This window comes from Daejeonella sp., from assembly GCF_017495225.1.
In the GTDB taxonomy this organism is placed as follows: domain Bacteria; phylum Bacteroidota; class Bacteroidia; order Sphingobacteriales; family Sphingobacteriaceae; genus Daejeonella.
Window position 1 is genome coordinate 74137 of the sequence record NZ_JAFEIG010000003.1, and the last position, 20303, is coordinate 94439.

Annotated in this window: 20 protein-coding genes; 12 read left to right on the forward strand and 8 right to left on the reverse strand. The window is 35.0% G+C overall.

Going from position 1 to position 20303, the window contains the following annotated elements; all coding sequences use genetic code 11:
* Positions 1-2: 2 nt before the first annotated feature.
* On the reverse strand, positions 3-2057 hold the full coding sequence (gene ppk1 / locus QZ136_RS01150; protein ID WP_291399489.1) for a polyphosphate kinase 1: 2055 nt from the start codon (positions 2055-2057) through the stop codon (positions 3-5).
* 124 nt (positions 2058-2181) lie between these two features.
* A complete protein-coding gene (locus QZ136_RS01155) occupies positions 2182-2733 on the reverse strand; it encodes a hypothetical protein (protein ID WP_291399490.1) in 552 nt (183 codons plus the stop codon).
* Positions 2734-2805: 72 nt separating this feature from the next.
* Between QZ136_RS01155 and QZ136_RS01160 the strand changes: the two genes are divergently transcribed.
* The gene (locus QZ136_RS01160; RefSeq protein ID WP_291399491.1) at positions 2806-3297 is read left to right on the forward strand and encodes a YajQ family cyclic di-GMP-binding protein; all 492 of its coding nucleotides are present in this window, start codon (positions 2806-2808) and stop codon (positions 3295-3297) included.
* A gap of 46 nt (positions 3298-3343) precedes the next feature.
* On the opposite strand, the gene QZ136_RS01165 is transcribed toward QZ136_RS01160, so the two are convergent.
* Entirely contained in the window at positions 3344-4654 is a 1311-nt protein-coding gene (locus QZ136_RS01165; RefSeq protein WP_291399492.1) for a nicotinamide mononucleotide adenylyltransferase, read from the reverse strand.
* A 100-nt stretch (positions 4655-4754) separates the two neighbouring features.
* Positions 4755-5204: an Hsp20/alpha crystallin family protein gene (locus QZ136_RS01170; RefSeq protein WP_291399493.1), complete on the reverse strand. Its 450-nt coding sequence runs from the start codon at positions 5202-5204 to the stop codon at positions 4755-4757.
* Between the two features lie 119 nt (positions 5205-5323).
* On the opposite strand from QZ136_RS01170, the gene QZ136_RS01175 reads away from it, so the two are divergent.
* Entirely contained in the window at positions 5324-5752 is a 429-nt protein-coding gene (locus QZ136_RS01175; protein WP_291399494.1) for an acyl-CoA thioesterase, read from the forward strand.
* Positions 5753-5778: 26 nt separating this feature from the next.
* On the opposite strand, the gene folB is transcribed toward QZ136_RS01175, so the two are convergent.
* Entirely contained in the window at positions 5779-6144 is a 366-nt protein-coding gene (folB, locus tag QZ136_RS01180) for a dihydroneopterin aldolase (protein ID WP_291399495.1), read from the reverse strand.
* A 132-nt stretch (positions 6145-6276) separates the two neighbouring features.
* Between folB and QZ136_RS01185 the strand changes: the two genes are divergently transcribed.
* The 3 genes from QZ136_RS01185 to QZ136_RS01195 all read left to right on the forward strand — a co-directional run bounded on the left by QZ136_RS01185 (position 6277) and on the right by QZ136_RS01195 (position 9183).
* Complete coding sequence (locus QZ136_RS01185; protein WP_291399496.1) at positions 6277-7053, forward strand: DUF1080 domain-containing protein; 777 nt, start codon at positions 6277-6279, stop codon at positions 7051-7053.
* 201 nt (positions 7054-7254) lie between these two features.
* On the forward strand, positions 7255-8706 hold the full coding sequence (locus QZ136_RS01190; protein WP_291399497.1) for a M48 family metalloprotease: 1452 nt from the start codon (positions 7255-7257) through the stop codon (positions 8704-8706).
* Between the two features lie 264 nt (positions 8707-8970).
* Entirely contained in the window at positions 8971-9183 is a 213-nt protein-coding gene (locus QZ136_RS01195; RefSeq protein WP_291399498.1) for a hypothetical protein, read from the forward strand.
* A 193-nt stretch (positions 9184-9376) separates the two neighbouring features.
* Here QZ136_RS01195 and QZ136_RS01200 read toward each other — a convergent pair whose 3' ends face one another.
* The gene (locus QZ136_RS01200) at positions 9377-9562 is read right to left on the reverse strand and encodes a DUF551 domain-containing protein (RefSeq protein ID WP_291399499.1); all 186 of its coding nucleotides are present in this window, start codon (positions 9560-9562) and stop codon (positions 9377-9379) included.
* Between the two features lie 235 nt (positions 9563-9797).
* Here QZ136_RS01200 and QZ136_RS01205 point away from each other — a divergent pair, with 235 nt between their 5' ends.
* The 3 genes from QZ136_RS01205 to QZ136_RS01215 all read left to right on the forward strand — a co-directional run bounded on the left by QZ136_RS01205 (position 9798) and on the right by QZ136_RS01215 (position 12704).
* Positions 9798-10634 (forward strand): energy transducer TonB, encoded by an 837-nt coding sequence (locus tag QZ136_RS01205; RefSeq protein WP_291399500.1) that lies wholly within the window; start codon positions 9798-9800, stop codon positions 10632-10634.
* A 63-nt stretch (positions 10635-10697) separates the two neighbouring features.
* Positions 10698-11351 (forward strand): energy transducer TonB, encoded by a 654-nt coding sequence (locus QZ136_RS01210; protein WP_291399501.1) that lies wholly within the window; start codon positions 10698-10700, stop codon positions 11349-11351.
* Between the two features lie 132 nt (positions 11352-11483).
* The gene (locus tag QZ136_RS01215) at positions 11484-12704 is read left to right on the forward strand and encodes an acyl-CoA dehydrogenase family protein (protein WP_291399502.1); all 1221 of its coding nucleotides are present in this window, start codon (positions 11484-11486) and stop codon (positions 12702-12704) included.
* Between the two features lie 507 nt (positions 12705-13211).
* On the opposite strand, the gene lysA is transcribed toward QZ136_RS01215, so the two are convergent.
* Both lysA and QZ136_RS01225 read right to left on the reverse strand, forming a co-directional pair.
* Positions 13212-14363 (reverse strand): diaminopimelate decarboxylase, encoded by a 1152-nt coding sequence (lysA, locus tag QZ136_RS01220; RefSeq protein WP_291399503.1) that lies wholly within the window; start codon positions 14361-14363, stop codon positions 13212-13214.
* Between the two features lie 36 nt (positions 14364-14399).
* Positions 14400-15713 (reverse strand): aspartate kinase, encoded by a 1314-nt coding sequence (locus QZ136_RS01225; protein WP_291399504.1) that lies wholly within the window; start codon positions 15711-15713, stop codon positions 14400-14402.
* 165 nt (positions 15714-15878) lie between these two features.
* On the opposite strand from QZ136_RS01225, the gene QZ136_RS01230 reads away from it, so the two are divergent.
* The 4 genes from QZ136_RS01230 to asnS all read left to right on the forward strand — a co-directional run bounded on the left by QZ136_RS01230 (position 15879) and on the right by asnS (position 20252).
* Entirely contained in the window at positions 15879-17615 is a 1737-nt protein-coding gene (locus tag QZ136_RS01230; RefSeq protein ID WP_291399505.1) for a phospho-sugar mutase, read from the forward strand.
* Positions 17616-17665: 50 nt separating this feature from the next.
* Complete coding sequence (locus QZ136_RS01235; RefSeq protein ID WP_291399506.1) at positions 17666-18316, forward strand: SCO family protein; 651 nt, start codon at positions 17666-17668, stop codon at positions 18314-18316.
* The gene (locus QZ136_RS01240; RefSeq protein WP_291399507.1) at positions 18306-18731 is read left to right on the forward strand and encodes a cytochrome c; all 426 of its coding nucleotides are present in this window, start codon (positions 18306-18308) and stop codon (positions 18729-18731) included. Before QZ136_RS01235 ends, QZ136_RS01240 begins: the two co-directional genes overlap by 11 nt.
* Before the next feature lie 72 nt (positions 18732-18803).
* Entirely contained in the window at positions 18804-20252 is a 1449-nt protein-coding gene (gene asnS, locus QZ136_RS01245) for an asparagine--tRNA ligase (RefSeq protein ID WP_291399508.1), read from the forward strand.
* Positions 20253-20303 lie beyond the last annotated feature (51 nt).

Here is a 20303-nt window from a genome sequence, read left to right on the forward strand (position 1 = left end):
TATTATTTCTTATATTTTAAATAATGATAAATATCTGTCTGGGCTCTTACAGGTATTTTACTTTTAGTCTTACGATAACGATTATTATTTTGCTGATTAATTTCTCTAGCCTTAGTATTATCATTTAGTTGAATATCGATAATTTTAAGAATTTCAGATTTCACTTCCTGATCTAAAATTGGAAAACCAACCTCTACCCTTTGGTCCAAATTTCGAGCCATAATATCGGCAGAGGTAAGATACACTTTTTCTTTGCCCGAATTGGCAAAAATCCAAACTCTGGCATGTTCTAAAAATCGATCAATGATACTAATTACCTCAATACGCTCACTAAAGCCTTTCACACCTGGCACAAGACAACACATACCTCTTATGATCAGCTTAATATTTACACCGGCATTATTAGCCGCATACAGTTTAGCAATAACCTCCTCATCCGTTAAGCTATTCATTTTAAGGATTATATAGGCAATCTTCCCTGCTTTAGCATTTTTAATTTCTTGATTAATTAAACTATTCAGCTTTTGCCTGCTTTCAAGTGGTGATACAATCAAGTGAGTATATCCCTTATAAAAAGTTTGGGTTCGTAAACCCTCAAATAATTTCACCAATTCGGCATTTATTTCAGTATTAGCGGTAAAAAGACTATGATCACCGTATAATTTGGCAGTTTTCTCATTAAAATTACCTGTTGCAAGGTTTGAGTAATACTTAATATGGCCTCTTTCCTGCCTTTTTACTAAACAAATTTTAGAATGTACTTTATAGTCGAGGATACCATAATTAACAATTACCCCCTCCTCTTCGAGTTTATTAGACCAATAAATATTAGCACGCTCATCAAATCGAGCCTTCAGTTCCAAAAAGCAATAAACCTTTTTACCGTTTTTGGCGGCATTAATCAAAGCGTGAATTACCCTCGAATTTTCAGCAAGTCGGTATAAAGTAATACTAATCTCTTTTACCTTGGGATCTATTGCCGCTTCTCTTAAAAAATGGATGATATAATCGAATGACTGATAAGGTAAGTTAATGAGATAATCACGCTTAGATATTTGTGCAAATATGCTACTCATGATCGACAATCCATTTACTGGAAGTGAAGGTAAAGGCGAATACTCAAGACTAGCATCTCCAACATTTGGAAAGCTTATAAAATCCTTAAAATTATGATATCGATTACCTGGAATGAGTCCGTCGATATTTAAATCCAATTTATCAACCAAATAATTAACCATATCTAAAGGCATGTCCTTATCGTATAGCAATCGCATTGGGCGGCCCTTACTCCTCTTATTTAAGCTTTTTGTTAAAGCTTCAATAAACTTATCACTTACATGTTTATCCAAATTTAACTCTGCATCGCGCGTTAGCTGTATCGAATAAGATTCTATTTGATCATATTTAAAAATAAAAAATATCTCATCTAGGCAATATCGAATTACATCATCAATGAGCGTAATAAACTTCAATTTATTAGTCTCAGGAAGCTCTAAAAATCTGTTGGGACCAGCTGTTGGGATTTCTATTAAAGCTAGGCGCGATTTTTCAAGATTTTTATTCTGAACTAGTCTAACGAAAAAATAAATAGCCCGATCCTTTAACTCAGGAAAAGGCTCATTTTTATCAATCATTACAGGAACAAGGGTGGAAAGCACCTTTTCCCTGAAATAATTTTGCACGTACAAACCTCGCGAAACGTTTAATTGCTGTTCGTTTAAAATAAAAATTTTCTGTTGCTCAAGCTCCTTGAGAATTATATCCCGATATAAATGATTGAACTTATTCTCTTGTTGAACAACAATATTTTTTATCTCATTTAAGGTTTTCTTTGGATTAAAGCCTAATAACTCTTTCGATTTAGTATTGACACTAGAAAGTCTATTTAAAGTAGCTACTCTTACGCGATAAAATTCATCTAGGTTGGATGAAAAAATTGCTAAAAAACGAATACGCTCAACAAGAGGGACAGATTTATCGGCTGCCTCCTGCAATACCCGGTCGTTGAACGACAACCAGCTAATCTCTCGATTAATAAGCGGAATATTTTTGGGCATGCGATAAAATAAAATCCTTTCTAAAGGAATATAGAAGAGTAAAAATCAGAAATAAATGTTAACAAATTATTAAGTCCAGATTAAATCTAATAATCCTTAAAAATAAACCATATTTGGCTTAAATCTAGATTTTAGGCGCTTTTGCTGGCACAGGCTTTTTTGCCTTTGGCGCCGACTTAACCGTTACAGCCTTTTTAACAGCACTTGCTTTTGGTTTAGCAGCACTAGCCTTAGTTTCATCCTTCGCAACGCGGGCATTTGGCTTAATTACTGTAATACCGCCAGACTGCATTCTTTCTTTTAAGGTACTTTTAGCTTTAACCACCTTCTTTTCCTCAACTGTTTTAGTTGCAGGTGCTTTTTTTACAGGTGCTTTGGCTGCATTTGCCTTAGCAACTGTCGGACTTTTAATCTTTTTAATTTTTATTGTAGCAGGTTTTTTAACCATTTTTTCTTCCACTGCAAGCTTCACTTCGCTATATTTCTTAGAAATCTTTTTTGCCAATACCTTACTCGACTTTTTCACTTCTTTTGAAAACTTTTCAGCATCATAACCCAAACCTTTTAGGGCATCTAAAAATTTATGTGTAATTGAAGCTTCTAGTTCTTTTTTTACAACTTTCTGAGCTGATTTTTTCTCAGCCTTTTCGGATATTTTTGATTTGTTAGCTTTCATAATCTTTCTATTAATGATTGTATCTTTGTAATCATTTAAATATATTGAAAAAATTGTTTAAAACACATAATTATGCCAACATTTGATATAGTAAGCAAGATTGATGGACAAACGCTCGACAATGCAATCAATACTGCAAAAAAGGAAATTTTAAACCGTTATGATTTTAACGATTCAAAAAGCAGCGTTGAGCTAGATAAAAAATCGAATGAAATAACCATCATTACCGAAAATGACATGCGCCTAAAAGCTATTCAGGACGCTATTATTTCACGCATGGTAAAACATAACCTCGACCCTTCGAGCATGGATTTAGGTAAAGAGCAATACGCTTCAGGAAATATGCTTCGTAAAGAAATCAAAATTAAAGAAGGTATTGATAAGGAAGTGGCCAAGAAAATCGTTAAAAAAATTAAAGATAGTGGTTTAAAGGTTCAAGCCTCGATAATGGATGATCAACTGAGAGTTCAGGGCAAAAAAATTGATGATTTACAGGCTGTTATTTCACTGTGCAGAACTGAAGATTTCGGACAGCCATTACAATATATCAACATGAGAAATTAAGGTTAAAAAGCCTTAATAAGCCAAATAATGAAGAATAATTTAATTATTAAATAGTCTTTACAAATTTGGTATCGTACTCATCAATATCCATAATATACGAATTTTGAATCAAAAATTCAAATAAATGCTTTGCTTCATTTGAAACAGGCATATTACGGGTAGTAATGATTTGATTGTTATCCTTATCTAAGTACGGATAGGCATAAAGCTTTACATTCTTGCTGAACAAATCGCTAATGTAGGCCAAAAGCTCATCCGTATAGTTTTCACTATAGTTTTTAGAATTAAAAATATTCTTTAGGTTGGCAATATTAGTAGAGATACCTACACTATGCGGATTACAGCGTGATAGATATTGAGCCAATTTGTGATTTCGAGTAAAATCGGAAACAATTACGTAGTTACCTGTTGCGCAAAGTTCTTCTGCACGTTTAGCAAATTTCTCAAGCTCCTCATTACCCAACTCTGACTGATCATCAAGGAAATTATTCATAAGAACCTCAATCATCACGATAATATTCTTGTCGTCGACGTTTTGAGTCCGCTTAAATTGTTCAACAGCTTTATTAAAAAGATCAAAATTAGGCTTAGATTTTTGTCCGAATTTGGTACGCAAAATCATCACATCTTTTTTATAAAGTACATCTTTTGATTGGCGAGCTTGCCCAGTTTGATCAAAAATTGCAGCACCAGAGAAACCTTTTGCAATTAAATATAGGTTCACCAAGCGATCATTCGCATTTTTAAATTGTGGTCCGCTTAAGCTAATTAAATCTATTTCTACTGAGCCTACTGTTAAGTTATCAACGAGCGACTCTATCATATGCTGAATATTATCGTGGTAAAAATAGGCAGCATAAACTAAGTTCACGCCTAAAATTCCGAGTACATTTTGTTGCAAACTTGAGTCGCTATCCAATAAACGGACATGAAAAACGATGTCATTTGGCTCGCCACCCGGAGTTAGCTGAAAACGAATTCCTAACCAACCATGTGGATCATTCGTTTTATTGAAATTTAGAGTAGTTACTGTATCGGCGAAAGCGAAAAATGTTTTACCCTCGTATTTAGGACCAGTTAAACGCTCAGATAATAATTCAAACTCATGTTGAATCATTTTATCGAGCCTTGACTCAGAAACATATCTACCTGATTCTTCAGCACCATAAATAGAATTACTGAACACCATATCGTAGGCCGACATCGTTTTAGCAATTGTTCCAGATGCTGCACCAGCTGTAAAAAAGTTACGTGCAACCTCCTGACCAGCACCTATTTCGGCAAAAGTTCCGTAAATAGATTCATCCAAATTGATCTTAAGTGCTTTCCTCTTATTCTCTAAAATTTCTCTCGGCATGGTGCAAAATTACGATTTTTGTGCTTGATGCTATAATTTAGAAGAAGAAAAGGCAAGCATTTTACTGCTTGCCTTTAAAATAATCGTTAAAATTTATTTTTTACTGAATAGAAATCGCTCTAGCTTGAATTTTCAATTCTTCCTTCTTCGAAATTCGAATGTTTAAAATACCATCTTTGTACTCTGCATAAATTTTATTCGAATCAGCAGTTTCAGGCAAGTTAAAATCCCTCGAAAATACAGCATAATTAAATTCCCGTCTATTATACTTTTTATTGGCATTCTCATCATTAGCAGACTCCATTTCTCCAGCCGAAACACTTAATTTATCCTCCTCTAAGTTTATCTTAAAGCTTTCCTTATTTAGGCCTGGAGCAGCAATTTCAATTAAAAATTCATCTTCATTTTCAAGTATATTTACAGCTGGTGTACGGTTAATAATACTTTTGGATAAAAATTGATCGGTATTGAAAAACGAATCAAAAAGATCATTGTAAGATGTTTTAAATACTTTACTATTGTTTCCTGGTGCAAATTTTACGAGTGTCATAATTTTTCCTCCTTTGTTTATTAATTTTAGAAAATCATAATCAATAGCAATACCAATTGGTTTTTAAGAATAAAATACTCTATCCCAAACGACAATTTGACAGTTAAATTTAAAATAATATGACAAATAGGCAGCTTAATGCAATTGAAGACTTTAAATACAGGGTTAAAATACCGATACGTTTTGCTGATATTGATGCATTTGGACATGTGAACAATGCCATTTATCTCACCTATTTTGAGATTGCACGATCATCTTATTGGGATGAAATAATTGAATGGAATTGGGATGAGTTAGGAATAATAATTAGGCGATCTTTGGTAGATTATCTGAAGCCAATTCACCTCAATGATGAAATTTACGCCTATGTAAAAACCTCTAGGATTGGTAATTCAAGCTTCGACCTTGATTATATTTTAGTAAAAATTATCGATGGTAGGGAAGAAATCTGCACAAGCGGACAGACGATGTGCGTTACTTTCGATTATAAAAGCAAGTTATCGGTTCCAATATCCGAAAAACAAAGAAATAAAATGATTGGAAACTAATAATGAAATATAGGAAGAGCTCAATTCTATCTTTTGAATACTAATTCAATAGCCGAATTTCTGACTTCTGCACCCATTGGCGGATTTAGTTTACGGATAGACACGCGAATAGTTTGCACCGCTAAAAACTCATGTCGGATGCGTTCTAGAATAGAATGGGCCACCGTTTCGATGAGTTTTCTGGTAATTTTCATTTCTTCAGAAGCAATTTCAAAAAGCCTTACATAATTTACAGTATTGGCCAAATCGTCCTTCCCATTATCAAAAACATCGAGAGAAGCATCAATATCTAAAATAAATTCGGTTCCTAAAACCTGCTCCTCTGGATAAAAACCGTGAAAGGCAAAAAAACGAACACCTTCTAGACTTACTTTTTGACTGATAGTTCCCATGATCACAAAAGTATGAATTTAGATTTATGAAATATCTTATGTAGAATCTCAACAAAAAAAATCAGAATTAAGAGAGAAAATATTACCTTCAAATACAATTAGCAATTTGAATTTAAGCGGAAACAATAAATTATGAAACGTATCTTTTTAATCAGCGTATTTTTAACAAGTTCTTTCACCTATGTAAATGCACAGAAAGGTGGCAATCCAAAAGACACCGAAGCATGGTCGCCAGTACCCAAAGTAGTAGAACTCAAAAGTGCTCTTACAGAAATCCAGCAGGCACCATCAGACGCCATCATATTATTTGATGGTAAAAATTTAGACCAATGGCTTTCGGTAAACGATAAATCTGCAGCCAAATGGACTATAAAAGACAATAGCTTTACAGTCAAAAAAGGTACAGGCAATATCCAAACCAAGCAATCATTTACAAATTATCAATTGCATATTGAGTGGTTAATACCTGCGGATATTAGTGGCAGCGGACAAGGAAGAGGGAATTCAGGAATTTTCTTAGCATCAACTGGGCCTGGCGACGATGGTTATGAAATACAAGTACTTGATTCCTATAAAAATGCAACTTATAGCAACGGACAAGCAGGAAGTATTTACAAGCAAGCCATTCCATTGGTAAATGCATCTAGAAAGCCGGGAGAATGGCAATCTTATGATATTTTATGGACTGCTCCACAATTCAATGAAGATGGAACCTTAAAATCTGCTGCCAGAATTACTGCTTTTCACAATGGCGTACTCATCCAAAATAACACCGAAATAAAGGGGGAAACAGTTTATATCGGTGCTCCATTTTACAAGAAACACGGTCCCCTACCAATCAAATTACAAGATCATGGCGATCCAAGTGAGCCCATTAGCTTCCGTAATATTTGGATTAGAGAACTGTAAAAAAGGCAGAATAAACTGCCAAAATTGTATTTATTAAAAATTGAAAAGCCAGGCAATATTTTTGTCTGGCTTTTTAATGGAATTTAAATCCCTTAAAATCAATAATTTATTTATGTAAATCACATTCACAGTCTGACACAATCCTGTTTTATGACATTTTTTGGCTTGAATATTGAATTGTAATACGAAAAACCTTAGAAGATGAAGAACATATTTATATACACTAGCCTAATAGCCTCAATTTTTATAATCAATTCATGCGCTGTAAATCCCGTAACCGGAAAAAAGCAAATTGTATTAATGTCGGAGGAGCAAGAAATTGCAATGGGCAAAGATGCTGATCCACAAATTGTTGCGCAGTATGGTTTATATGAAAATAAGGCACTTCAAGACTTCATTACTCTGAAGGGAAAAGAGATGGCTGCCATTTCGCACCGTCCGAATTTAAATTATGAATTTAAAATTTTAGACTCAGAAATACTGAATGCATTTGCTGTACCTGGTGGATATGTTTATTTCACTAGGGGTATTATGGCACATTTTAATAATGAAGCCGAGTTTGCAGGAGTTTTAGGCCATGAGATTGGGCATATTACTGCTAGACATTCGGTATCACAGCAAACTAAGGCTGTTTTGGGTCAGGTAGGATTAATTGGCAGCATGATACTTGTCCCGCAAGTAGCTGAATTTGCAGAACCCCTCTCTCAAGGTTTAGGATTATTATTTTTAAAGTTTGGGCGCGATGCTGAAACCCAATCAGACCAATTAGGTGTAGAATATTCATCTAAAATAGGATATGATGCCAGAGAAATGGCGGGTTTTTTCAATACATTGGACAGAAAAAGCAATGGTAGTGGAAACGCAGAATTACCTGATTTCTTATCAACACACCCTAATCCGGGTTCAAGAAATATTGCGGTTATGAATTTATCTGTAGAGTGGAAAAACAAGTTAAAACTCAATAATCCAAGCGTTAATCGCGATAGTTATTTAAGAAAAATTGAGGGTTTAGTTTATGGTGAGGACCCGAGACAAGGTTTTCTTGAAAACAATGTTTTTTACCACCCAGAATTAAAATTTGAGTTCCCAGTGCCACAAGGCTGGAGCTATCAAAATACCCCGCAGCGTGTTCAAGTGGCACCAAAAGACGGTAAAGCAATCATGATGATGACTTTAGCGAGCGGCAATAATTTACAAGCAGCAGCAGAGAAAGCCGTTGCGGATAATAATTTAAGGGTAATTGAATCGAATCAAATAAAGGTTAACGGATTAAATGCTATTTCAGTCCTTGCAGATGTAAAGCCAAAAGAAGGTGCGCAAAGCTCTTCTGCAAGAACATTAAGCTATCTGATACAGTATAATAATGCTATTTACCATCTTTTAGGTGCCAGCTCTGTGGCCGATTTCCAATCCTATTCTGCTTATTTTTCACAAAGCATGAAAAATTTCAAGGAATTAAAAGATGCCTCAATGTTGAATAAGAAAGCTGAAAGAATTCGTATAAAAACCGTACAAAAGTCAGGCACATTGAAGCAAGCATTAAGTGCTTTCAAAGTACCAGAAAGTCGCATGGAAGAACTTTCTATCCTTAACGGGATGCAATTAAGCGATAATGTGCAACAAGGTTCATTGATAAAGATCATTGCAAATTAATCCTCTTGGCATGCATATTTGATGCATTGGTTTAATTATAGCCGGTTTTTCTTGCTTATATGCCCTAATTTTCGTATTTTTGTAAACAAAGCGTAAGCTATTCTTTATTCACAGCTGTAGATTAATTCGTCAAATCTGTATAATGGATTTTCAAAACAATCTTGTTTAGCATCCATTTACAGATCATTTCTCCGAGTCGAATTTCACTACCCTCCTAGCAGCGAAAATATAAGCGGATAGTATTTTATTATTTAACACTAAAACATGGCTAAATCACAAGCAACTTTTATGAAGAAGCAGCTCGAAAAAAATAGAGCGAAAAAGAAAGAGGAAAAAGAACATCGTAAGCAAGATCGTCAACAAAATTCAACTGGTGGAAAGCTAGAAGATATGATGGCTTATGTAGATGAGAATGGAAACATCAGCTCTACCCCGCCAGAGCCTAAGAAAGTTTTCACTCCACAAGCAAAAAAATAATATATTTCTGAACTACCGTCCTAAGGTATTTTATAAAACAGGAAATATTAAAGAAATGATTTCTAGAGGAAATGATAGAAATCCATTATTCGAAATCTATTTTAAGGAATGTATCAGATGATTCAAATGATTTGAAGACATCATTACAATCCTTAAAAAGAGGTTTCAAAGATTAAAATTTAACCAATCAATTCTACTTCTTAGGAAATTCTGGCAGCGCCATCCAATGAGTAAAGTCTTCCAAATCCACTTTATCATCTGCCACAACAAATTTATCATAAATTTCGCTGTAAAAGCCAAAATAAATTTGTCCACCATCAAATAATAATACGTCTTTAGCCTGCTCTGGCAATTCTTCTTTTACTAATTTCCAAGTCATGATTCAAAGATAGGATAATTGTTGAAAAGGGGCTGATTTTATAGATTCTTTAGAAAAGCTTTCAATTAAATTTAATCATTTTTTGGTATCTACATAAAAAACAGAATGATTAGAAAGGCAAAAACTATAAATTAAAAACGCAAAATTATTCTTTTTAGTTAATTTTTTATAGCTTAGGTATATGCTTATATTTTAAAAATATCGCTTATCATACTATTACTAAATAGCCCTAAACATGAAAACAATTAAGCTAATCTTATTACTGTTTTTTATAACAGGCATGGTGGATGAATCATTTGCAATTTATTTAGGTTGGGATAAACTAGTTTATAATGGTAAAACATTTCAAATTGATAGACAGCCCCGTCAAAAACTCTATGGCAAGAGTCCATCAAAACATTTTTTAACTTTAAAAGAAAACGAAATCAAAGAATTTGATAGTACCTGTTCGTATTATTATGCAGAATGGGAAATTATTGACAATCAACTTTATTTGACAGGTATTTTCAGTTGTTACTATCGAGAAAATGGCTTAAAAGCTGATTTACGTAAAATATTTGGCAAAAAATTTATCAATGGTAAAGTCAAGGCCGACTGGGTTAGCGCTAATATTTTTGGCCATCAAGGAAAAATGCTAGTGATTGTTGATATGCTTACTTCAATTTTTGAAAAAAACATAGAATTTCAAATTGAAAAGGGAAAACTTATTGGAACAAAAATACACGACAATTCTAAATCAAAAAGATCTGATTATTTCGAACATCGAGGCAAACTAATTGAGTTTGTTTACAAAAATATAAATTGGGATACACTCCCCGAGCTCAACGATAAAAAAATCGCTGTGCGTGTTCAATATTCGGCAAACGAATATGGCATTATTGACAGTGCAAAAATAGTAAGTGGCGAAGGAGGACTATTTGACAAGGAAGCTATCCGAGTAATTAAATCTATTCCAGAGTGGGAGGTTTTTTATGAAAATGGAAAACATTGGCGTAGAACACATTCGTTTGAAATTATTTTTAACAATGAGAGAAGAAAAAAGTATGGTGAAAATCTGCGAAAAGTAAATTGAAAAGATGAGCTCCTTTATTGATACAAAGCCTTTTTAAAAAACATAATTCAAAAGAACAAAACAATGAAAAGGACTATTTTATTCCTATTGTTTTTTTTGCCTGTAATATTAATGGGTCAAGAAACGAGAAAAGTGACTAATGGAGAAAAGAATGAACAATTCCATGTTCTTAAGTCGGATAAACAAACCAGACATGGTAAATACCAAAAGTTTAGTCTTAAAAATAAATTATTAATCAAAGGAAATTATTACAACGGTGTTAAAGACAGTGTTTGGGTATTCTATGCTTCCGATGGTCAAATTAATTCAAAATATGATTATTCCAAAAATGAACTTATTTATTTCAAATATGATAATTTTAATGCACAGAGAGAACATAAGGTTATAAAAGGTAGCAGTAGCATAATGACGACACTAAGCAGGCCTCCTATACTCCTAGGCGGATCAGATAACTATGCTAACATACTAATAAAAAACCTTCAATATCCACAAGATGCCCGAGAAAATAGAATAACTGGGCTGGTACATGTTTTATTTACTATTAACAAGTCGGGGCAGGTAAGTGATTACCGCATAGAGAAACCACTGGGTTATGGGATTGATGAAGAGGCTATTAGAGTTGCAAAGCTTTTTCAAGAGTATTGGGTAGCTGGAATTATTAATAATCAAACAGTTGATGTAGAGATGAGATTTCCATTTTATTTTCAACTACAATGATGAATAGGTGGAATAGAAGTTTTTAATGTTATAAAATTCTTGAAATTCAAATTCATGTCATAATCATTTAGTCAAATTATAAGCTTTCGAATTACCACCAGATTTTACTAATTTTGAAAAAAGCATATTGCCATGTCTAATCAAAATTACGACCTAAATTCAATCCAAAAATCATCTAAAAAAGACCTTTTTGAAGCTCCTGATTATTATCAGATAGATGAATTATTGACTGATGAACATAAATTAGTCCGTGATACCGTTCGCAGCTGGGTAAAGAAAGAAGTAAGTCCCATAATTGAAGATTGCGCACAGAAGGCTATTTTCCCTAAACATTTGCTTCCTGGATTGGCTGAGGTTGGTGCTTTCGGTCCGACAATACCCGCAAATTATGGCGGAGCAGGTTTAGATTATATTTCCTATGGTTTAATCATGCAAGAAATTGAACGCGGCGATTCAGGCATTCGCTCTACTGCTTCTGTTCAAGGTTCTTTGGTAATGTATCCAATTTTTGCGTTCGGTTCGGAAGAGCAAAAAATGCATTATTTACCCAAATTAGCTTCAGGGGAGTACATGGGATGCTTTGGATTAACGGAGCCTGACCATGGTTCTGACCCAGGCAGTATGATTACCAATATTAAAGATATGGGCGACTATTACTTGCTAAATGGCGCCAAAATGTGGATTTCGAACTCTCCTTTTGCAGATATAGCTATTGTTTGGGCAAAAGATGAGGAAGGCATAATTCGTGGAGTGATCGTTGAAAAAGACATGGAAGGTTTTAGCGCACCAGAAATTCATGGAAAATGGAGTTTAAGAGCTTCGGCAAGTGGCGAATTGGTGTTCGACAATGTGAAAGTGCCTAAAAAGAATTTATTACCAAATATAAAAGGATTAAAAGGTCCTTTGAGTTGCTTAAACCAAGCACGTTACGGAATAGCTTGGGGGGCATTAGGTGCAGCCATGGACTGCTACGATACAGCTTTGCGTTATTCTAAAGAACGTATTCAATTTGGAAAACCCATTGGTGGATTTCAATTACAGCAGAAAAAATTAGCGGAGATGATTACCGAAATCACCAAAGCACAACTCCTTGTTTGGCGTTTAGGAGTTTTAAAAAATGAAAATAGAGCCACTCCCGCACAAATTTCAATGGCAAAGCGAAATAGCGTTGAAACGGCTATAAATATTGCCCGTGAAGCACGTCAAATGCTCGGTGGAATGGGTATTACTGGCGAATATCCTGTTATGAGACATATGATGAACCTAGAATCAGTAGTTACCTATGAAGGCACTCATGATATTCATTTGTTGATTACTGGAATGGATATTACTGGTCTGAACGCGTTTGTATAGGATTTAGGTGGTATGGTGAGAAATGAGTTATGATCAAGGAATAAGGAACAAAGAATAAGGAGCTAAGAACAAGGAGCAAGGAATAAGGAATAAAGATTAAAGATAAAAAGAGTAGCGCTAATAAAATCTAATGTTTTTGATTAAACATTTCTAAATACTATGTACTAAATACTATGTACTAATAAAGGTTGTCTGAACTATGATTTTTGTGATTGATGGGATTGCGGAGATTAGAGGAAGGAATAAGGAACAAGGAGCAAGGAATAAGGAGCAAGGAATAAAGACAGTTTAGAGTAAGTTTTTGTTTAAACTATTTTCTCTCTCCGCCCAGCCTGATAACTGATAACTCGGCTTCGAGAACCTCAGCCACCGGGTAACAGATGACGCCAGCCTGACAACTGACAACTGACAACTGACAAAAATAACGGGCTTCGAGTACCTCAGCCACCGGGTAACAGATGACGCCAGCCTAACCAACTAACTACTAACCACCTAACTACTAACCACCTACTTCGAATAAACCGATTTCACCCGTTCACGCAAATTATATCCTGAAGACATCACCTCACCATAGGCACCAGCGGTTCTAATGGCAATTAAATCGCCACGAAAAGATTCTGGAAGTTCAACTTCTTTGCCAAAACAATCGGTACTCTCACAAATTGGTCCCACCACATCATACTTAATCTTTTTAACAGATAAAGAGCTAATATTCTCAATCTTATGGTAAGCTTGATAAAGTGCCGGACGCATTAATTCGGTCATTCCAGCATCTAAAATCAAGAAATTCTTTTTTAATCCATTTTTTACATAGAGAATACGACTAATCAAGCTTCCGCATTGAGCAACTAGTGCCCTACCCAATTCAAAATGGACTTCCTGATCATTTCTACGTTCTAAAAACTGGTTAAAAATTGTAAAATAGCTATCAAAATCATTTATTGGGTTTTCGTCAGGTGCATGATAATCCACACCTAAACCGCCCCCCACATTTAAAACCTTTAATTGATATCCATGATCTGCAAACCAAACATTAAGCTCATTTACTTTCAAACATAGGCTTTTAAAGACCTCTAGATTAGTGATTTGTGATCCGATATGAAAATGTATTCCTATAAGGTTTAACTGCTTACAAGCCTTTAATTGCTCTATACAAGCATTAAGCTCCCATTGATTTATCCCAAACTTATTTTCTTCAAGTCCCGTAGTAATATATTGATGCGTATGCGCATCAACATTCGGATTAATACGAAGTGCTACACGAGCTTCTTTCCCGAGCTTAGCTGCTAGTCCGTTGATAATTTCAAGCTCTTGCACCGACTCCACGTTAAAACAATAAATATCACTATTTAGAGCTTCGGTAATCTCCTTATCCGACTTCCCCACACCAGCAAAAACTACTTTTTGAGAGTCGAAACCTAGGTCGATTGCCTTTTTTACTTCATTACCACTCACACAATCAGCTCCAAAGCCGATTTTGCGAATAGCCTCCAAAACTTGCTCATTAAAATTGGCTTTCAAAGCATAATGAACATGGAAACCGAATTTATCGGCCGCCATGCGACAAGACTCAAGTGTCTGCTCTAGCAACTTAAGATCATAATAATAAAAGGGAGTTTCTAACTCGTTGAAACTTGAAATTGTATCCTTATTTAGCATATAAAAAAATATATCTACCGAAGCAGATTGAGTATCTTATTCAAATAAACGGTTATGTAATGACCTGAGAACCTCTACTTTATCCACATTTTTAACAAGTAAAGAAATATTGTAGCTACTTCCTCCGTAGGAAATCATACGAAGTGGAATATGTTTAATTGCCTCTAGAACGCGAGCGGCAAAACCATGTTTTTCTACACCAAAATCGCCTACCACACAAACAATTGTTTGATTATGGTCAACCTCAACTGTGCCAAAGCTATTCAATTCTTTAAGAATTTCATCGAGGTGCTGTGTTTCATCAATTGTTACAGAAACGGCCACTTCCGACGTTGTAATCATGTCAATTGGGGTTTTATAGCGCTCAAAAACCTCAAAAACACGTCTCAAGAAACCATACGCTAAAAGCATACGACTGGATTGGATTTTAATGGCCGTAATACCATCTTTAGCAGCGATAGATTTAATTTTCCCACGTTCACTTTCATTGGTAATTAAGGTTCCAGGAGCATCAGGCTCCATGGTATTGAGCAAACGAACCGGTACTTTATATTTTTGGGCAGGAAAAACACTCTGAGGGTGAAGAATCTTAGCACCGAAATAAGCAAGCTCGGCAGCTTCATCAAAAGATAAAACAGCAATTGGCTTGGTACCTTTTACAATTCTAGGATCATTATTGTGCATCCCGTCGATATCGGTCCATATTTGCACTTCCTCGGCAGCAATGGCCGCACCAATTAATGAAGCTGTATAATCACTTCCGCCACGACGAAGATTATCAATTTCACCAAAAGAGTTACGACAAATATAACCTTGCGTGATAAACAAAATATCAGTTGGATATTGATCAAGCAATACTTTTAAGTGTTCAGAAATAAAAGGAATTATGGGCTCATTATCCTCATCAATCTTCATGAAATCAAGTGCAGGCAAAAGCACCGACTTTACCCCTATTTCTGTAAGATAAATATGGTAAAGTGTAGTTGAAATGAGTTCGCCCTGAGCTAAAATAACCTTTTCTTCAATAGCTGTGAACAATTCATTAGCAAAAGAAGACAATAAATTGAAGTGATAATCAATTAAATCCTTCCCATTTTCATAACCCTCATCGCTAGAAAAAAGTTCTTTTATAAATATTTCATATTTGGCTTTCAGTGCAGAAATTAAGTCGGAAGCCTTCTGTTTATCCTCAGCTAGATAAGCCTGTGAAATCTCCAAAAGACTGTTTGTAGTCCCAGAAACAGCAGAAAGAACAACAATCTGCTTGTTTTTAGGTTTAATAATATCCAATAAATTCTTCATTCGATCGGGACTTCCAACCGATGTTCCACCAAACTTTAATACCTTCATTTAATCTTGAATTTTAAATTGCCACAAATGATTTTTATACTTGCGGATTGAGATGCTAAAAATAGAAAAAACCATTCTATTTTTCACACCAAACAAAATTAAATTTGGTGTGTTTAGCCATGATCATTCCCGGTCAGAATAAAATACAAATAAAAATTAATAATTATGCACGAGTTGGAGTCCTCAATTTTAGACAAAATCAATGTTTGGCTTAATGGAAGCTATGATTTAGATACCAAAAATGAAATTAAGTCTTTATTAGATTCGGGCTCCACAACAGAGCTTATTGATTCATTTTATAGGGACTTGGAATTTGGTACTGGCGGACTAAGAGGAACAATGGGTCCGGGTACTAACCGCATCAATAAATATACCATTGGCTCAGCAAGTCAGGGATTAAGTAATTTCTTATTAAAAAAGTATCCAGGAGAGAAAATCAGTGTTGCCATTGCACATGATAGCAGAAATAATTCTGATTATTTTGCGAGGATTACTGCCGATGTCTTTTCAGCAAATGGAATAAAAGTTTATTTTTTTAAAGAATTAAGGCCAACTCCCGAATTATCTTTCGCGATCCGTCAATTAGGATGCAAGAGTGGTGTGATGATTACGGCTTCCCATAATCCTAAAGAATATAATGGTTATAAGGCTTATGGAAGTGATGGCGGACAATTCACATCACCAGATGATAAATTGGTGATGGATGAAGTATCGAAAATAAGCTCGGTTGATCTTGTAAAATTTGATCGAATTGAAGCTAATATTGAGCTCCTTGACGACAAAATAGATCATTTATATCTAGAAAAAATAAAAGAACTTTCTGTCTCACAGGATGCCATTTCGCGCCAAAAAGACTTAAAAATTGTGTACTCTCCTATCCATGGAACGGGAATTACATTAGTCCCAGCCGCATTAAAACACTTCGGTTTTACCAACCTTACCCTAGTTGAAGAGCAATCTATCCCTGATGGAAACTTCCCGACGGTAATCTATCCAAATCCGGAAGAAAAAGAAGCATTGACTTTGGCCCTGGCTAAAGCGAAAGAAATTGATGCCGATTTAGTCTTGGCTACTGATCCAGATGCCGACCGCGTTGGAATCGCTGTAAAAAATAATGAAGGCGAGTTCATTTTACTGAATGGAAATCAGACAGGTAGTTTATTAATTAATTATCTATTGACAGCCTGGGAGCAAAAAGGAAAGCTTACTGGCAATGAATATATAGTTTCTACGGTAGTTACCACTAAATTAGTGGAAGAAATTGCCAAATCAAAGAAAGTAAGTTTTTATGAAACCTTAACTGGATTTAAGTGGATAGGTGCATTAATTACCGCGCTTGATGGTAAGAAAACCTTTATTGCTGGAGGAGAAGAAAGTTATGGCTATTTAGTAGGTGATTTAGTGAGAGATAAAGATGCCGTAATTTCATGTGCTTTTATTGCAGAAATGACTGCTTTTTACAAGGACAAAGGCAGTAGTTTGTACGAGGCCATGCTTAATATGTATCAAGAATATGGCTTTTACAAAGAGAAATTGGTTTCTATTACCAAAAAAGGCAAGACTGGTGCAGAAGAGATAAAAGCATTAATGGAACGTTTCAGGACTAATACTCCGAAAAGTTTAGGCGGTTCTAAAGTGGTGTGCTTAAAAGATTATGAACTAGGGAAAGAAATCGACCTAAATACAAGTTACGAAAAAAATCTGGATTATCCAAAATCTGATGTTTTACAGTTTATTACTGCTGATGGTAGCATCATTTCAGCAAGGCCATCGGGCACCGAGCCAAAAATCAAATTTTATTGCAGTGTAAAGACTGATCTTCCAAATAAAAACGAGTTTAGCGCTAAGGAACATTTATTAGATGAAAAAATCGATCTGATTATGAAAGATTTAGCAGTCTAATTCCTTCGATTTATTGCCTAAAAGAGTAAAAAAGCAAGTATATTTGCATCATGAAAAAGGTACTATTTATTGCTCTTTTAGGCTTGATTCTTAAGTCTTGTACAAATACATCTGAAGAAAAACTTCCCATTCTAGGAGAACGTGAGCCCATTGAAAAAACGGTGGATGGAAAAGTAGTAATTGACACGCTTTACCAAAGCATCCCAGCTTTTAGCTATTTCAATCAAGACAGCATTCTTATAAGTGATAAAGATTTCGACAATAAAATTTATGTAAGCGATTTCTTTTTCACCTCATGCAATACTATTTGTCCGATTATGCACCGCAACATGCTCAACGTGTATAATAAATACAAAGGTGATTCAAAAGTTAAATTTCTCTCCCATACCATTGATATCAAATATGATTTGCCTTCTAGATTAAAAAAATATGCCACAAAACTTGGCCTTGAGGGTAATCAGTGGGAGTTTGTGCATGGTAGCCGTGATTCTATTTTCAATATTGCCGCAAAAAGTTATTTAGTGGCGGCTTATGAAGATAATACTGATCCACAGGGATTGGTACATCAGGGTTGGTTTATACTTGTAGATACTAAAAAACGTATCAGAGGTGCTTATGATGGTACAAAAGAAGATCAAGTTAAGCAGTTAATGCTCGACATGGATATTTTGCTGAAGGAAGAATTTGGTGATGCGAAATAGCCTAATTTACACCGTTTTATTGGCCTTAGGAATTGGAGTTAGTGTTCAATCTTGCCAAGATGAAAACAGTTTAGATTATAAGCGCTACTATGTTAATGGTAAACGTATTTATGAAAAGAGTTGCCAAAGTTGTCATGGTGCTGATGGCAAGGGGCTTGGGACTTTATACCCACCATTAACTGATACGACCTATTTAAAATTAAATAAAAATCAATTATCCTGCATAATCAGAAATGGTCAGCAGGGTGAAATAAAAATAAATAACATCACTTATGATGAAATAATGCCGGGTAATGAAACTTTAGCCGACATAGATATCGCACAGGTAATTGTTTATATCACCAATAGTTTTGGCAATAAACAGGGTTTTTATGATACCGAGGCTGTAACAAGCGACCTCAAAACATGTAAATAATCATTCTGCAGACCTAAGCTTAAACTTGTGGTTAACAGAACGATTTGTATTTTTGCAATTCATACAAAAAAGATGGCTAAGCGTACAAAAATTAAAGATTTATTAAATTCTAGTGATTTCGGAAAACAAGTTTCCGTAATGGGATGGGTTAGAACATTTAGAAACAATCAATTTATTGCTTTAAATGATGGCTCTACAATAAATAATATTCAAGCAGTTGTTGACTTTAATGCGCTGGATGAAAGCCTCTTAAAAAGAATTACTACTGGTGCAGCTGTATCTATTCAAGGAGAAGTTGTTGAATCATTAGGAAAAGGTCAGAAAATTGAAATTAAGGTAAATAAAATTGAAATTTTGGGTGATAGTGATGCCGAAAAATTCCCTTTGCAACCTAAAAAACATAGCCTTGAATTTTTACGTGAGATTGCCCATTTAAGATTTCGCACCAATACCTTCAATGCTGTATTCAAAATCAGACATGCACTAGCCTTCGCTGTACATAAATTCTTCAACGACAAGGGATTTGTTTACATGCATACTCCAATTATTACTGCTTCTGACGCAGAGGGTGCTGGTGAGATGTTTCGCGTTTCAACCTTCGACCCAGACCATATTCCACGTAATGAAGATGGAAGCGTTAATTACAAAGAAGATTTCTTTGGTAAAGCCACTAATTTAACGGTATCTGGTCAGCTGGAAGGCGAATTAGCCGCTATGGCATTTGGTGATATTTACACTTTTGGACCTACTTTTAGAGCCGAAAACTCAAATACAACACGTCATTTAGCCGAGTTTTGGATGATAGAGCCAGAGATGGCCTTTTACGATTTGACCGATAATATGGACTTGGCAGAAGAATTACTGAAATATGTAATTCGCTATGCGATAGAGCATTGTGCTGATGAGCTCGAGTTCTTAAAAAATAGACTTTTAGAAGAAGACAAACAAAAACCCCAGGCTGAACGTTCTGAGTTTGACTTGTTAACCAAATTGAATTTCTGCTTGGAAAATGATTTTGAGAGAATAACTTATACGGAAGCTATTTCTATCTTAAGAAACTCAAAGCCTAATCAAAAGAAACAATTCAAATATTTAATTGAGGGATGGGGTTCAGATCTTCAATCGGAACATGAACGCTATTTGGTTGAAAAGCACTTCAAAAAACCGGTTATTTTAACAGATTATCCTGCCGACATCAAATCATTCTACATGAGAATGAACGAGCCTGATGCCGAAGGAAGAACAACTGTTCGTGCCATGGACATTCTTTTCCCGGGCATTGGCGAAATTGTTGGTGGATCTCAGCGGGAAGAAAGATTAGAGAAATTAGAGAAAAGAATGACAGAGATGCACATTCCAGCAGAAGAAATGTCGTGGTATTTAGACACCCGTCGTTTTGGATCAGCCCCACATGCGGGATTTGGCTTAGGATTTGAAAGGTTAGTACTTTTCGTAACTGGAATGACCAATATTAGAGATGTTATTCCTTTCCCAAGGACACCTAAAAACGCTGAATTTTAATCTAAAAACGGGTTAAAAGCCCGTTTAGTTAGGTCTGATTTTACAAAATTG

Coding starts and splice junctions, on each gene's coding strand:
- QZ136_RS01170 (WP_291399493.1), bottom strand. CDS start 5,204: ATGACACTCGTAAAATTTGCACCAGGAAACAATAGTAAAGTATTTAAA.
- QZ136_RS01165 (WP_291399492.1), bottom strand. CDS start 4,654: ATGCCGAGAGAAATTTTAGAGAATAAGAGGAAAGCACTTAAGATCAAT.
- asnS (WP_291399508.1), top strand. CDS start 18,804: ATGGCTAAGCGTACAAAAATTAAAGATTTATTAAATTCTAGTGATTTC.
- QZ136_RS01195 (WP_291399498.1), top strand. CDS start 8,971: ATGGCTAAATCACAAGCAACTTTTATGAAGAAGCAGCTCGAAAAAAAT.
- QZ136_RS01230 (WP_291399505.1), top strand. CDS start 15,879: ATGCACGAGTTGGAGTCCTCAATTTTAGACAAAATCAATGTTTGGCTT.
- QZ136_RS01235 (WP_291399506.1), top strand. CDS start 17,666: ATGAAAAAGGTACTATTTATTGCTCTTTTAGGCTTGATTCTTAAGTCT.
- QZ136_RS01200 (WP_291399499.1), bottom strand. CDS start 9,562: ATGACTTGGAAATTAGTAAAAGAAGAATTGCCAGAGCAGGCTAAAGAC.
- QZ136_RS01155 (WP_291399490.1), bottom strand. CDS start 2,733: ATGAAAGCTAACAAATCAAAAATATCCGAAAAGGCTGAGAAAAAATCA.
- QZ136_RS01175 (WP_291399494.1), top strand. CDS start 5,324: ATGACAAATAGGCAGCTTAATGCAATTGAAGACTTTAAATACAGGGTT.
- QZ136_RS01205 (WP_291399500.1), top strand. CDS start 9,798: ATGAAAACAATTAAGCTAATCTTATTACTGTTTTTTATAACAGGCATG.
- folB (WP_291399495.1), bottom strand. CDS start 6,144: ATGGGAACTATCAGTCAAAAAGTAAGTCTAGAAGGTGTTCGTTTTTTT.
- QZ136_RS01185 (WP_291399496.1), top strand. CDS start 6,277: ATGAAACGTATCTTTTTAATCAGCGTATTTTTAACAAGTTCTTTCACC.
- QZ136_RS01160 (WP_291399491.1), top strand. CDS start 2,806: ATGCCAACATTTGATATAGTAAGCAAGATTGATGGACAAACGCTCGAC.
- QZ136_RS01215 (WP_291399502.1), top strand. CDS start 11,484: ATGTCTAATCAAAATTACGACCTAAATTCAATCCAAAAATCATCTAAA.
- QZ136_RS01225 (WP_291399504.1), bottom strand. CDS start 15,713: ATGAAGGTATTAAAGTTTGGTGGAACATCGGTTGGAAGTCCCGATCGA.
- QZ136_RS01190 (WP_291399497.1), top strand. CDS start 7,255: ATGAAGAACATATTTATATACACTAGCCTAATAGCCTCAATTTTTATA.
- ppk1 (WP_291399489.1), bottom strand. CDS start 2,057: ATGCCCAAAAATATTCCGCTTATTAATCGAGAGATTAGCTGGTTGTCG.
- QZ136_RS01210 (WP_291399501.1), top strand. CDS start 10,698: ATGAAAAGGACTATTTTATTCCTATTGTTTTTTTTGCCTGTAATATTA.
- lysA (WP_291399503.1), bottom strand. CDS start 14,363: ATGCTAAATAAGGATACAATTTCAAGTTTCAACGAGTTAGAAACTCCC.
- QZ136_RS01240 (WP_291399507.1), top strand. CDS start 18,306: ATGCGAAATAGCCTAATTTACACCGTTTTATTGGCCTTAGGAATTGGA.